The sequence below is a fragment of the Streptococcus parasanguinis genome (genome assembly GCF_015556095.1).
Taxonomy (GTDB): Bacteria; Bacillota; Bacilli; order Lactobacillales; family Streptococcaceae; genus Streptococcus; species Streptococcus parasanguinis_Q.
This window is the reverse complement of the sequence record NZ_JADNLT010000002.1, coordinates 1-14,684: the sequence shown is the minus strand read 5'-3', so window position 1 is coordinate 14,684 and position 14,684 is coordinate 1. Positions and strand designations below refer to the sequence as shown.

Here is a 14,684-nt window from a genome sequence, read left to right as displayed (position 1 = left end):
ACAGTCTAACTTTCCTTACTATTTTATCGAATTTTAGATAAAATTGCAAGCCTTTTACCTATATTTTCTTAATTATTCCTCTTCTTTTCTTTTATTTTATCAGCTTGCTGAAAGATCCTGATCTAGCTTTGAAAATTCTCATTTTAAATCTTCTATTTAAGCCATTACGTACCTTTTGCTCCTTTGGGTACAGTGAATAAAAAAATCGGAACAGACGTTCCGATTTTTTTAACCTGAATTTCGTAATCCTGTAGCCACTCCATTGATCGTAATATGGATCAGCTTGTCTTGATCGGCTGGTAATTGGCCGGTCCGTTGACGTCGAATCAATTCTAACTGAATATAGTTCAAGACGTTAAAGTATGGCATCCGATAGTCCAAACTTTCTTTCAAATAAGGATTTTCAGCGAGCAACTCGTCTTGTTCCTCAATCATCAAGATGATGTCCTTGGTCAATTGCCATTCATGTAAGATAATCTGATAGATATTGCGAACTTCTTCTTCTTCACACAATTGGGCGTACTCAAAAGCAATGTCCATGTTGGCTTTGGATAAGACCATGTCCACATTTGACAAGAGAGATTGGAAGAAAGGCCAGTTTTTATACATGTATCGAAGAGTTTCAATATTCTCAGGATCCTCATCGATAAATTCCTTAAAGCTAGAACCTACTCCATACCAACCAGGGAACATCACCCGACTTTGTGACCAAGAGAATACCCAAGGAATAGCACGTAAACCACCAATTTCTGTAATAGTCTTACGAGCAGCTGGACGTGAACCAATATTAAAGCTTGAAATTGCTTTGATCGGACTTGATTCAAAGAAGTAGTCATAGAAGTGCTCATTTCCAAAGACCAAATCACGATAGATATCGTAACTGCGATTCACGACTTTATCCATGACTTCCCCGAAACGATCAAACATAGAGAATGGACTCTTTTGTTCGGCGATCATTCGGTTAATGGTTGCAGAGACGAGCATTTCAAGGTTGTAGTAGGCAGCATCTTTATTTCCATATTTATTGCCGATCACTTCCCCTTGCTCAGTTAAGCGGATACGGTCATTAATGGATTTCAACGGTTGAGACGTGATGGCTTCATAAGTAGGACCTCCACCACGGCCAACAGTACCACCACGACCATGGAAGAAGGTAATCTTCACTCCAAACTCATCTCCGATAGCGGTCAATTGTTGTTGGGCTTTAAAGAGGGTCCAACAAGAAGACAAGTATCCACCATCTTTGTTGGAATCAGAGTATCCTAACATAATCTCTTGATAGTTGTTCTTAGAAGCAATCCAACGTTTGGCAATCGGAAGAGACAAGTAACTTCTCATGGTTTCTTCTGAGTGATCCAAGTCTTCGATCGTTTCAAACAACGGTACGATTTGAACGCGAGCTTTTTCCGTATCGACTAAGCCCACTTCTTTCAACATCACAGCCAATTCCAACATATCTGACACACTTGTTGCATGAGAAATGATGTTTTGACGAATGACTTCTTCTCCTAAACGATCCTTCAATTCACGGGCCGTTTGGAAAATCGCTAATTCTTTTTCAAGCAGTTCAGATTTTTCAGCATAGGTTGCTGATAAAATACGTGGGTCTTCTAAAAGTTCTTTCAAGAGAACTTGACACTTTTCATCCTCTGATAAATCAGAATAATGGTCATTAATTCCAGCTGATTTCAGCAATTCTGCCACACAGGCTTCATGCACACTCGAATCCTGACGCATATCAATAGAGGCCAGATAGAATCCAAAAACATCGATGGCTTCTAGAAGTTCTGCAAATTCACCAGAAATCAAATACTCTGATTTGTTTTCTAACAAGGAATCTTTGATCTTTTCAAGGTCTTCTTTAAATTCTTGAGCAGAGGCATAAGCTGGTGCTTCTTTCTCAGAAATTTTCTTTAGAGCTCCAGAGATACGATTGCCGATATAATCAGAAACTGGCCCTTGTTGATGAGCATTTGCTCCTAATAACCTCTCGACAGCATAACGATCTTCTCTAGTTTCCCCAACCATAGTCCATTCTTTTAAATTGACCAAAGTCTGGATCAATTTTGACTGGATATAGTGGAAAGCCCGACGGTAAGGTTCTTTTTCACGAAAGACGGATGTATCACTGGATAGGGCGGCCATTTCAGCTACTGCTTCACTTGTTTTAGAAAGACTCGTTGAAAGGGAGAAATGACGGTATAATTTTGAAATCTTTTCGATGTAATAGTTCAAAATGACTTCACTTTGAATAGTTGCTGAACGCTTCAAGGTCTCAGCTGTTACAAACGGATTCCCGTCCCGGTCTCCCCCAATCCACATGCCCATTGTGATCGGACGTGGTTGTTCAAGCTCCAATCCATGCTCTTTTGCCAAGCGTTTGTATTCCAACATAAGATTTGGAACAGCTTGTAAGAAAGAGCTATTGTAATATTCCATGACGTTGGTGATCTCATTGGTAACCTTCAATTTTTTGTCACGAATCATATCCGTTTGCATCATGATTTCGATATTACAACGAAGGTTGTTATACCACTTATTCTCATTCATTAAACCAGCTTTAACATCCCGGTGCTGACGAAGAAGAGCGTGAATATGATTGGTTAAATCCAGCATGGTTTTTCGTTGCACTTGAGTTGGATGGGCTGTTAAAACAGGTACAATATTGAGATTTTCAAGAATTTCTTGTGCATCTTCATTTTTTGCAACTTCTTTAATGGTTGAAGAAAGTTTTCCGAGGTATTCACCATCCACGTTATTCAAATGATTGATTTCATAGGCCAAATCGACATCTTCTGAGATGTTAATCAAGAGTGGTAAAATAGCAAAATAACGTGAAATCACTGTCATTTCTTCATTTGTCAATTGTTCCACTAGTTGATTCAACTCACGATAGTTCTGTGTTTTTGATAGATCCTTCAACTGCCTAATTTTATCAAAGGTTTCCGGACGAACCAAATTTTTCGTAATATCATCTAATAAATTGGTTAAGATTTCGGCTTCTTCTTTGATAATATCTTTATTTGTGAAATTCTCTAATTTTTGTAAGACCATTTTTTCTCCTTTTTGAATAGCCATTCAACAATTCCCTTTTAATAATAAGGTTTGATTTTACCTTTTTCTTCAAAAACCATGCCTTCTTGTTCCATCTTGGCCCGTTTTTCACTAGCGTCGATATTCAAAACGAAAGCAATCGCTACGGATAAGACCCATAAGCTATTTCCCCCTTGGGATAAGAAGGGGAAGGTCACTCCTGTAGACGGAATCAAACCAGAAATTCCTCCGATGTTAATGAAGGTTTGCACTAAGATCATCCCACCGATCCCAATGGCCATCATCGAATTAAAAGGATTCTTTGCTCGAATACCGACTAAAATGATCCGAAGAATTAAGAAGAATAAGAGAGCAAGGATCAAACTAGCTCCAACAAAACCTAATTCTTCAATCACAATCGCAAACACAAAGTCTGTGTGCGCTTCTGGTAAGTAACCTTGTTTTTCAATGGAATTTCCTAGCCCCAAGCCAAACCAACCACCGTTACTCATGGCATAGTAGGAATTAGCTAATTGGTGACCTGCGCCAGACAAATCATTAAAGGGGTTAAAGAAGGCACTAAAGCGTTTGGCTACATAACCAAAGACTGGAATTTTAGCGACACGGTCCACACCGATAATCCAAATTGAACCAAGGACAATGGACGATACTCCAACAACTAAACCAAGTAAAGAGGTAAACCAACGGTAGCCCACTCCACTAGCCGTAATCATGATCAAGACCGTTAAGGCCAAGATCGTCGCATTTCCCAAGTCCGGCATAATCACAACGATTCCAATCAGAATCAAGGTCAGCCAACGCCAATCGTTTAAATTCCTTGGAATCCATTCATTGTGGGTCAAGGCTTGATAATCATAATCGCGTATCTCGTCTTGTCGTTTAGAAAAGATCAAGGCTAGATACCAGACTAAGATCACCTTGAGGTATTCTGCCGGCTGGATACTGAAGCCTCCGGGAATTGTCAACCAACCGTGAGCTCCATTGACGGTATCTGTGATAAACCTAGACAGAATCAACAAAATCACTTCAATAAAAATGACAAAAGCCAGCACTTTTTTATTTCGAAGGAAGTTTAGGCTAAATTTATAAATCAAGGCGATGGTTAGGAGACTTAGGATAAAAAAGAGCCCCTGTGTCCGGACCATCCGAATCGAACTCACTCCACTTTGAATTGCCAAGGCACTTGTTGTCGAATAGACAACAATCAAGCCAATGATGGATAAAATCAAATAGGGAATGAGGATGGAATAATTTAAAAGATGTCTTTTTTCAATTTTCATAATTCACCATATTCCTAATATTCAACCTTCATTATATCATTTTTAAGAAGCAAAACCAAGGAAAGGCCAGAAAAGATTCGGCTTCTTCCCCATTTTCAAGAAATATTCTAATCATTCTTCTTATTTTCATATATTTTTATCCTTTTTCGATGAAAAGATTCCTTTTTTTTGAAAATAATGGCTGAAATCAGCATCTTTTAAGCATTAAGTTTTGCCTTTTCGTTTTTTTTACGGTAAAATGTTTCTGTATGAGAAAAAGGATAAAACCCGTTGTTCTCTTGGTCTTTTTTATCGGTATCATTTCTTTTCTCGTTCTCTCACGAACGATTGCCGATCTACAAGCCAGAGAGCGACAAGAAACAACCAAAACCATTCCGAACTCCAATACACCTCGAAAAACAACTACTGCAAGCTCTTCTTCTAAAAAAGAAGAAGACATCAATCCAGAACTGGTTGGCCGCCCGATCATTGATATCTCAGGCTGGCAATTGCCCAGTGAAATTGATTACGATGTCCTCTCCCAAAATGTGGGAGGTGTGATCGTTCGTGTCCATAGTGGGGCTCAAGCTAAAAAGGAAAATGCAGCAACCTACTTAAATGGTCTGGATAAATCTTTTAAAACCCATATCCAAGAATTCCAAAAACGAAATATCCCTGTCGCAGTTTATGCTTATGTCGCGGCTAAGGATAAAAAAGAAATGGAAAAAGAAGCAGAGGAATTTTACAAGGCTGCTTCTCCTTACAAGCCGACCTACTATTGGTTAGACGTTGAGGAAAAAACTATGAAGGATATGAACGCAGGTGTTGAAGCTTTCCGAACAAAACTACAAGCTTTGGGTGCAAAAAATATTGGACTCTATATCGGAACCTACTTCATGGAAGAACATAGTATCTCCACTGATAAATTTACGGCTCTTTGGATTCCTACTTATGGATTTGATGATGGCTACTATAATGCCGCGCCAGATACCAACACGGAATACGACTTGCATCAATATACCTCTCAAGGGCAATTAAATGGATTCTCACACTACTTGGATCTCAACCAAATTGCTCCGACGCAAGACCAAGAAGCGATTTATCGGAAACTTTTCAAGGTACAAAAAGATAACTCTTCCTCATAACCTTAAAACAGCAGATCAAGTGATCTTCACTTTTTCTGCTGTTTTCTATTTTTCAGGAGAAGGCAATATTGCCGCTATTATATGTTATAATGGTCTAATGAAATCTGATTTTGTAGAGAAAAAGAGAAAAGGAGAAAGCCATGGCAAAAAAAAATAAAGTGAAAAAAACCTTGGTCGAGCAGATCTTAACAAAAGCAAAAATTGAGCACGTAGGCTTACAAATCAACGCTTTAGAAGGGATCTTACCAGAAGGGATTGATCGCTCTACTATTTTCAAAACCCTAGCTCTCAAAGGTGATAAAACGGGTCCAGTGATTGGGATCATTCCTATCACGGAGCATCTTTCAGAGAAAAAATTGGCCAAATTATCAGGAAATAAGAAAGTGGCAATGATTCCTCAAAAGGATCTCGAAAAAACAACAGGTTATATTCATGGTGCCAATAATCCCGTGGGCATTCGTCAAAAGCATCCTTTCCCAATCTTTTTCGATGAATCAGCCCTTCAGTTAGAGACCATGATCGTATCTGCCGGGGAAATCGGCCATAGTATTCAAATCAAACCACAACTTCTAGCAGACTTCGTTAAAGCGACTTTTGCAGATATTATAGAATAACGACAGAGAAGGAGACAAGATTGTGAAACTATATTTTATACGACACGGACGTACTGAGTGGAATGAGGAGGGACGTTTTCAGGGATCAAATGGCGATTCTCCGCTGTTACCGGCCTCTATTCATCAGCTTGAAAAATTAGGAAAGTACCTAGCTAGTGTTCCTTTTGATGCAGCCTTTGCAAGTGATCTGCCACGAACAGTCCATACCGCACAGATCATCCTCGATCAATTGGAGACACCTCTAGAATTGCAAGCAACGCCTGCTCTTCGTGAGTGGAATTTAGGAAAACTGGAAGGTGCTAAAATTTCTACCATTTCCGCTATCTATCCCCAACAAATGGATGCCTTTCGCCATAACCTAGCCCGCTTTCAAAATGAAATCTTTGATGCAGAATCTGTCTATGAAACGACCAAACGTACCTGTGATTTTGTAAAAAGCCTGAAAGGAAAAGAGCTCGATACTGTTCTCATCGTTGGACATGGGGCTAATTTGACAGCTTCTATTCGAACCTTGCTTGGTTATGACACAGGAGAACTCCGCAAAAATGGCGGACTAGATAATGCCAGCGTGACGATTCTGTCAACAGATGATTTTGAGCACTATCACTTAGACACTTGGAACGACACCTCTTATATGGAAGACTAAAAAACACTGATCTTGCGATCAGTGTTTTCTTTTAGCTTATTTCATAGTTGGGAAGAGTAGGACGTCGCGAATTGTTGTTACATTGGTCAACAACATAACGAGACGGTCAATACCAATTCCAAGTCCACCTGTTGGTGGCATTCCATATTCAAGGGCTTCAACATAGTCATAGTCGATGCCTGTAGCTTCGTCATCTCCCAATTCTTTGGCACGCGCTTGCGCTTCAAACCGTTGCAATTGATCGATTGGATCATTCAATTCCGTGAAGGCATTCGCATACTCTTTGGTCATGATGAAGAGTTCGAAACGGTCAGTGAAGCGTGGGTCTTCTGGATTTTTCTTAGCCAATGGAGATACTGCTACTGGGTGACCGTAAACAAAAGTTGGTTGTGTCAAGGTTTCTTCAACAAATTCTTCGAAGAAGGCATTGATAATTTGTCCCACTTCTGTGTAGTGTTTTTCAACCGGTACATGTTTTTCGTTTGCAAGTGCTACAGCTTCTTCAAAGGTCATGTCTTGCCAGAAGTCAACACCTGTGATTTCTTTGATCGCATCAACCATGTGAACCCGTTTGAATGGTTCATTGATTTTGATCTCTGTTCCTTGGTAGTCGATTGGACCATCACCATGGACAGCTTTCGCAGCATGTTGGATAATGCCTTCTGTTAAGTCCATGATATCGTGGAAGTCAGCGTAAGCTTGATAGACTTCGATCGAAGTAAATTCAGGATTGTGAGTGGCATCCATTCCTTCGTTACGGAAGATCCGTCCGATTTCGTAAACGCGTTCCATCCCACCAACAATCAAACGTTTCAAGTGAAGCTCAGTCGCGATACGAAGCACCATGTCAATGTTTTGGGCATTGTGGTGAGTGATAAACGGACGCGCAGATGCTCCACCAGCCTCGTTGTGAAGGACAGGAGTTTCTACTTCAAGGAAGCCTTGACCATCCAAGTAACGACGGATTTCTGAGATGATTTTTGAACGAGTGACAAAGCGCTCGAAACTTTCACGGTTAGAAATCAAATCCAAGTAACGTTTGCGGTAGATGGTTTCCACATCTGAAAGTCCGTGGAATTTTTCAGGCAAGGGACGAAGAGCTTTAGACAAGTGTGTGATGTGAGTAGCTTTGATGGAAAGCTCACCCATGTCTGTCCGCATCACTTCTCCTTCTACCCCAAGGAAATCTCCAAGGTCTGCCTTTTTGAAAATTTCATAATTTTCTTCACCAACTGCGTCTTTACGAACGTAAATTTGGATTTGACCTTCACGGTCTTGAAGGTGGGCAAAACCAACCTTCCCTTTTCCACGTTTGGTCACAAGACGACCCGCAATAATGGCTGTTTCGTTCAATTCATGAAGTTGTTCTTTATCTAATTCTGAATATTTTTCTTTTAATTGACCAGAATCTGCAGTACGTTCGAATCGCTTTCCAAATGGGTCGATTCCTTGTTCACGAAGGGCCGCCATCTTTTCACGACGGACAATCTGCTGGTCATTTAATTCTTCCATATGTTCAGTAGTCATTTGGAACCTCCTAAGTTATTCTTCCCTATTTTATCATATTTAGAGCAGAAATTCACTAATAATTACCAATTAAACAAAAATAAGGCTGAGCAATGACTGTCCCTCCTTCAACCCTAGTCAAAAGCTATTCTGCTAGACTGATGGATGGCCCATACTGTTTTAGCTGTCTAAAGATAATGAATTAAAAAGAGCTAGAGCTTTCTATTACGTGAACATAGAAAAAGGAGCAAGGTAGATGTTGACGAATCATTCATCCTGTCTCACTCCTATTTTTTATTCATAACGCAGTGCTTCGATTGGGTTTAATTTAGAAGCTTTGTTGGCTGGTAAAATCCCAAAGATAATGCCTACAAAGGCAGAGAAAATAATACTACCAATCGCAACATTTAAGGAAATAATTGGTGGTCCTTCCAGGGTCGCTGCAGCGACTGAAGCAATCAAGCTATTCACACCATATGCAAGCCCGAGACCAATGAGCCCACCAATGATCGTCAAGACCATCGACTCAATCAAAAATTGGACCAAAATCTTACTTCTTGTTGCTCCCAATGCTTTGCGAAGACCAATTTCTCTCGTCCGCTCAGTGACAGAAACCAACATGATATTCATAACTCCAATACCACCAACTAAGAGAGAAATCCCAGCAATAGCACCGATGACTGTCGTCATAATTCCTACAACTTTATTGGTTTCCTCTAGGATACTATCTAAATTAAAGATTTGGAATTCCCCTTGGCGAACACCTGAAAGTTCTGTTAACTTTTGAGCAGCTTCGATCCCAACGGTCTTGATTTGCTTCACATCTGGAACGTGGACGACAATATTTTGAATTTCTTCTGTTCCAAATTCAGAGGCAAGCTGGGTATTGGCCATGAGTGCACTACCACCTGAGGATGCTCCATATAGGGCTGTTCCAGCATTTGGATCCTTGAAAATGCCAACGACTCGATAGTTGTTATCTCCAACAGAGACTACCTGATTGAGAGGATTCTCAGTTCCAAATAATTGTTGAGCCAAGCCTTCATCAAGGAGCACCACCCGTGAAAAATTACTGTAATCTGAAGGAGTTAATTTCCGTCCAGATAAGAGTTCAACTTTTTTTACAGAAAAATAGGTCTCATTAACTCCTTGGATATTGACCCCGTCAGCCTTTTTCTTTTGAAAAGCAATCGTTGCATTAGAAGTGTTGCCAACATAGTAGCCATCAATTCCTTCAATCTTGGTTAATTCCTTGACCCAAGATTCTTGCACAACTGGCGGTGTTTCTTGGACTTGACCGTCAATATCTTCTGCATTTTCCCCATCGATATCTGATGGAGCAGCCATCCCTCGGTCTTCAGCAGCAGGACCACCTTCTCCACCGCCCTCCCCCATATCGTCAGAAGGACCAATATTGATGCCTGTCACATAACCACTCTTATTCGGAGAATAGGAGATTTGTACATACTCTTGATCTTTGGTGAAGGTCTTGGTGACACCAGCCTTCATGCCATCTCCCAGTGCCATGATCACCACCACAGAAGCGACCCCAATAATGATCCCCACCATGGTTAAGAAAGATCGTAATTTATGGCTCATAATAGAGCTAATCGCAAATTTCCAATTTTGCATTAGGGCCTCCTTTCCAGCTTGCTATCTGAGGAGATTTCCCCATCACGAATAACGATGCGACGCTTGGCAAAGGCTGCAATTTCTGGTTCGTGGGTTACCATAATAATGGTTTTTCCTTCTTGGTTCAATGTGGTTAACAAATCCATAATTTGTTCCCCCGTCTTGGTATCCAAGGCACCAGTCGGTTCATCTGCCAAGACAATGGCCGGTTGATTGACGAGAGCTCGAGCTATCGCAACCCGCTGCTTTTGCCCACCCGAAAGTTCCGAAGGCAAATGGTGCATACGCGAATGGAGCTCCACCTTTTCAAGGTACTGCTCAGCTAATTCCTTCCGTTTAGCAGGATGGACACCTGCATAAATGAGAGGGAGTTCGACATTTTGAAAGGCATTGAGCTTGGATAGGAGAAAGAACTGTTGAAAGACAAAACCAATCTGTTCATTTCGAACACGCGCCAATTTTTTCTCACTGAGGTTTCCAACTTCTTGACCTTCAAGGAAATAGTCCCCACTGGTTGGACGGTCCAACAAACCGATGACGTTCATCAAGGTCGATTTCCCGGAACCCGATGGACCCATAATGGCAACAAATTCACCCTCTTCGACTTCCAGGTCGATATCTTTTAAAACACAAAGCTCTTGATCCCCATTTTTATAGGTTTTATTGATTCCTTTTAGTTCAATCAATTTTGTCATATTTACCGATCTCTTTTCCATCTTCCAGTTTCTCACTAGGATTTACGATGACTTGGGCGTCTTTCTTGAGGCCTGACAAGATTTCTTGGTTTTCAGCATCGGCATTTCCAAGAGTCACTGTTACTTTCTTAGCCTTGCCATTTTCAACTGTCCATACGTAGCTTGTCTCTCCATCAGCCATAACACTTGTTACTGGAACAAGTGGATGTTGAGTGGAACTTTTGACCTCAATATTCACAGAAAAACCTTGTTTGAGTTCTCCAATGTCACTAGTTATATCTACAGTGAATGGGTATTTAGCACCACCGTTTCCTTGTGTTCCTCCTGCTGCATTAGCACCTGCTTGACCAGCGTCAGTCGGATAGTTGGCTACATACGAAATCTTTCCTGTCCAAGTTTTATCAGGATAAACTTTGGAAGTGAGGACTACTTCCTGACCTTCAGAAATATTGGCCAAATTGTATTCGGACAATTCCCCTTTTACTTGTAAATTCCCATTGCTCACAATATGAACCAGAGTTTGATTGGTCCCTGTAGTCGATTTTGAAACATCTTTATTGACTTCAACGACGGTACCATCTGTGTTGCTCTTAACTGTTGTTGCATCTAGAAGAGCCTTGGCCTTGTTCATATTATCAACAGCGTCCGCCCTGGCATCCCGTAGATCGCTAGCTTGCGAATCCACGGTTCGTTGTGTTTGGGAAGCTGACTTGGCATCTGCTTCTTCATCACCTGTCGTATCAATGGTCACACCATTTGTTAGCAAATCATTTAACTGACGATCCGCCTTATTGACAGCACGAACGGCAGCATCGTAAGCGGTCTGAGCCTCTGTACTGCTGTACTGGACGATCGGCTGACCAGCCGTTACTTGATCACCTACATTGACCAAAATCGATTGCAAGTCTCCTTTTGTTCCATCAAAATAGACATACTGTTCTTGGTTAGCGGTAACCTTTCCTGTTAACAAGACTGAAGAGGCGATCGATCCATCCTTGACCGTTTGCACCATTGGAGTTTCATTCGTCACTGCTTGATCAGGAGAGCTCGGACGTGAAAACATCATCACACTTCCTGTTCCGATCACCGCAATTGCTGCTCCAGCAGCTGTAAATAGTTGCCATTTTTTTAATTTCTTCATCGTTTTTCTCCATCAACGAAAGCGTTTTATTCTATACCATAGTATACCATACTTCCTTTCTTTTCTATCTAAAAATAACACGGTCAAATGAAATAAAAATTCTCGGTAAAAGGCTAACCTCTTGACTTTAGTAACAGTTGGTATTACAATCAAACTGAAGTCTTACCAAGGAGGAAAGCATGAAAGAATTTGATATTATTTCAATCGGTGGAGGTAGTGGAGGAATCGCTACGATGAACCGGGCTGGGGAGCACGGAGCTCGCGCTGCCGTCATTGAAGAAAAACAATTGGGGGGCACCTGTGTCAACAGAGGATGTGTGCCTAAAAAAATTATGTGGTATGGTGCACAAATTGCAGAAGCTATTCGCGATTATGGACCAGACTATGGATTTACTTCTGAACAAACAAGATTTGATTTTGCAACTTTAAGAAAAAATCGCGAAGCCTATATTGACCGTTCCCGTAACTCCTATGATGGCAGTTTCAAACGCAATGGGGTTGAACGAATTGAAGGACGTGCCCGTTTTGTGGATGCTCATACGGTTGAGGTAAATGGAGAAACCATTAAGGCCAAACATATCGTAATTGCGACCGGTGCCCATCCCTTTATTCCTTCTGTTCCTGGAGCTGAATTTGGCGAAACTTCTGATGATGTCTTTGCTTGGCAAGAACTTCCTACATCTGTTGCCATTATTGGAGCTGGCTACATCGCAGTGGAACTAGCCGGTGTGCTCCATGCCCTTGGTGTTCAGACCGATCTCTTCGTTCGCGGTGATCGTCCATTAAGAAAGTTTGATTCCTACATTGTCGATGGCTTAATGGAAGAAATGGAAAAACAAAACCTTCCACTTCACAAACATAAGGTTCCCATGAAGCTTGAAAAATTAGAAGACGGTCGGGTGAAGATTTATTTTGAGAATATGACCAGCCACGTGGCAGATCATGTTATCTGGGCAACAGGACGAAAACCAAACGTCCAGGATCTCAATCTAGAAGCTGCAGGCGTCACCTTAAATGAAAAAGGATTCATTGAAGTAGATGAATACCAGAATACAGTTATTCCAGGAATCTATGCTCTTGGGGATGTTACAGGAGAAAAAGAATTAACTCCTGTCGCTATTAAAGCTGGACGCACTCTTTCTGAACGACTATTCAATGGAAAAGTCAATGCCAAAATGGATTATACAAACATCCCAACCGTTGTCTTTTCTCACCCTGCTATTGGAACCGTTGGCTTAACGGAGGAAGAAGCCCAGCAAACTTATGGTAAAGAGAATATCAAAGTCTATACTTCTCAATTTGCTTCCATGTACACCGCTGTTACCCAACACCGCCAGCAAGCAAAATTCAAACTCATCACTGCTGGTCCCGAAGAAAGGGTCGTTGGCCTTCATGGTCTTGGCTACGGAGTCGATGAAATGATCCAAGGATTTGCAGTTGCTATCAAGATGGGAGCGACAAAAGCTGATTTCGACGCAACCGTCGCCATTCACCCAACCGGATCCGAAGAATTTGTGACAATGAGATAAAACATAAGCTTGAAGTTGTTCCACTTTAAGCTAAAAGGACTATTTTAACAAACAATAGTCCTTTTTCATTTATCTGATTTTTATAAAATCCTTAAAATTTCATAGATAAAATATTTTTATTGTTAAAATCTTACTAATTTGTGATATAATTCACTTTGTAGATGTCTTTTTTGAAAATAGACGAGTGGGGGGTGCACTTTTATTAATGTCGTCTTAAAAGACACCTATAAAAATTTCTCAATTTTGTAAGTTTTTGGCAACAACATACAAATTGATGTAAATATTGGAGAAAAATGGGAGAAGAAAATGAAAAAAATGAATCTAAGTAGACTTGCCAAAGTCTTCTTTATTGTATTTTTACCATTATTATTCATCGTATTGTCGCAATCTGATATGGTAAAAGCTGGCGATGTCAGCAACAATATTAGCTCACTTACTGTTTCATCAGAAGAAATCACAGATGGTGGACAAACAACTGTTAAGTTTACATTTGATGAGCATGCACAAAAGATTCAACCGGGGGATACATTAAAAGTTAATTGGACTAGTTCTGGAACAGTCTTTGGGGTAGGATTTAAAAAGACTATTCCACTAAGTATTGACGGAACTTACGTTGGAGACATGGTCATTACAGATGGATCTGCGACAGTTACTTTCAATGAAGCTATCAAAAACCTTCAAAACATTCGCGGTTGGGGTGAGTTTGAGATTGAGGGTCATAACGATACAGCAACCGATAAGGAGCATGTTGGAAAATTCACTATTATTAGTGGAGCTAGAAAAGTAGAATTAAACGTTAAGAAAATGGCTACTGGTGTTAACAGCGCTCCATTCTATCTCAAAGCGGGTGATATGCACGCGAATGATCCTGAACATATTCTTTGGACACTAACCATTAATGCAATGAACTTAGATGTAGATGGTGATGTTCGTGTTGAAGATGACATCCAAGGTGGTCATTCACTTGTAAAAGATAGTTTTAGTATTACTACTACAGGTAACAAACCAGGATATTACGGTGGCTCAACTGCTATCGACGATTTCTTAGCAGCCTTTCCTGGATCAACATTCACAGTTGATGCTGCAGGAAAAATTACAGTTACGATTCCTCAAAGTGAAATTAATAAGACTGGTGTCCTGATCTTTTACCAGACTAAAGTAGAGAATGAAAATCAAAAGAATTTCTTAAACAATACTAAGGTATGGTATCACGTTAAAGGTGAGCAAGCCGTTGTTGCCAAGGAAGTAAATGCATCTGTTGCAAATATTAATGCAAACGGTGGAGTGGATGGCGATATGACATCAACCACTACAACAACCACTACTACAACTACGACTCAAGAGCCGACTACTACAACCACTACGACTCAAGAGCCGACTACTACAACTACTACGACTCAAGAGCCGACTACCACAACTACTACGACTCAAGAGCCGACTACCACAACTACTACGACTCAAGA

The 14,684-nt window shown here is 40.7% G+C and carries 11 protein-coding genes; 5 read left to right on the top strand and 6 right to left on the bottom strand.

From position 1 onward, the window contains the following. Window positions 1–228: 228 nt before the first annotated feature. Window positions 229–3,054, bottom strand: a complete 2,826-nt coding sequence (gene ppc, locus I2E70_RS03285; protein WP_195423418.1) for a phosphoenolpyruvate carboxylase — start codon at window positions 3,052–3,054, stop codon at window positions 229–231. A 38-nt stretch (window positions 3,055–3,092) separates the two neighbouring features. Then, on the bottom strand, window positions 3,093–4,334 hold the full coding sequence (gene ftsW, locus I2E70_RS03280) for a cell division peptidoglycan polymerase FtsW (RefSeq protein ID WP_049523474.1): 1,242 nt from the start codon (window positions 4,332–4,334) through the stop codon (window positions 3,093–3,095). A 248-nt stretch (window positions 4,335–4,582) separates the two neighbouring features. On the opposite strand from ftsW, the gene I2E70_RS03275 reads away from it, so the two are divergent. The 3 genes from I2E70_RS03275 (at window position 4,583) to I2E70_RS03265 (ending at window position 6,718) form a co-directional block, all read left to right on the top strand. Then, window positions 4,583–5,458, top strand: a complete 876-nt coding sequence (locus I2E70_RS03275) for a GH25 family lysozyme (protein WP_125826484.1) — start codon at window positions 4,583–4,585, stop codon at window positions 5,456–5,458. A gap of 140 nt (window positions 5,459–5,598) precedes the next feature. Continuing rightward, on the top strand, window positions 5,599–6,072 hold the full coding sequence (locus tag I2E70_RS03270; RefSeq protein WP_031574003.1) for an aminoacyl-tRNA deacylase: 474 nt from the start codon (window positions 5,599–5,601) through the stop codon (window positions 6,070–6,072). A 22-nt stretch (window positions 6,073–6,094) separates the two neighbouring features. Continuing rightward, the gene (locus I2E70_RS03265; protein WP_195423416.1) at window positions 6,095–6,718 is read left to right on the top strand and encodes a histidine phosphatase family protein; all 624 of its coding nucleotides are present in this window, start codon (window positions 6,095–6,097) and stop codon (window positions 6,716–6,718) included. Window positions 6,719–6,754: 36 nt separating this feature from the next. Here I2E70_RS03265 and lysS read toward each other — a convergent pair whose 3' ends face one another. The 4 genes from lysS to I2E70_RS03245 form a co-directional block, all read right to left on the bottom strand. After that, the gene (gene lysS, locus I2E70_RS03260; protein WP_195423414.1) at window positions 6,755–8,245 is read right to left on the bottom strand and encodes a lysine--tRNA ligase; all 1,491 of its coding nucleotides are present in this window, start codon (window positions 8,243–8,245) and stop codon (window positions 6,755–6,757) included. A 273-nt stretch (window positions 8,246–8,518) separates the two neighbouring features. Beyond that, complete coding sequence (locus tag I2E70_RS03255; protein ID WP_195423412.1) at window positions 8,519–9,856, bottom strand: ABC transporter permease; 1,338 nt, start codon at window positions 9,854–9,856, stop codon at window positions 8,519–8,521. Further along, window positions 9,856–10,551 (bottom strand): ABC transporter ATP-binding protein, encoded by a 696-nt coding sequence (locus tag I2E70_RS03250; protein ID WP_195423410.1) that lies wholly within the window; start codon window positions 10,549–10,551, stop codon window positions 9,856–9,858. The genes I2E70_RS03255 and I2E70_RS03250 overlap by 1 nt, the downstream gene beginning before the upstream one ends. Beyond that, entirely contained in the window at window positions 10,535–11,692 is a 1,158-nt protein-coding gene (locus I2E70_RS03245; RefSeq protein ID WP_195423407.1) for an efflux RND transporter periplasmic adaptor subunit, read from the bottom strand. The genes I2E70_RS03250 and I2E70_RS03245 overlap by 17 nt, the downstream gene beginning before the upstream one ends. A 179-nt stretch (window positions 11,693–11,871) precedes the next feature. Between I2E70_RS03245 and gorA the strand changes: the two genes are divergently transcribed. After that, entirely contained in the window at window positions 11,872–13,221 is a 1,350-nt protein-coding gene (gene gorA / locus I2E70_RS03240) for a glutathione-disulfide reductase (protein WP_195423405.1), read from the top strand. 306 nt (window positions 13,222–13,527) lie between these two features. After that, window positions 13,528–14,684 (top strand): collagen binding domain-containing protein (locus tag I2E70_RS03235; RefSeq protein WP_195423403.1); only part of this gene is annotated, 1,157 nt, incomplete at its 3' end.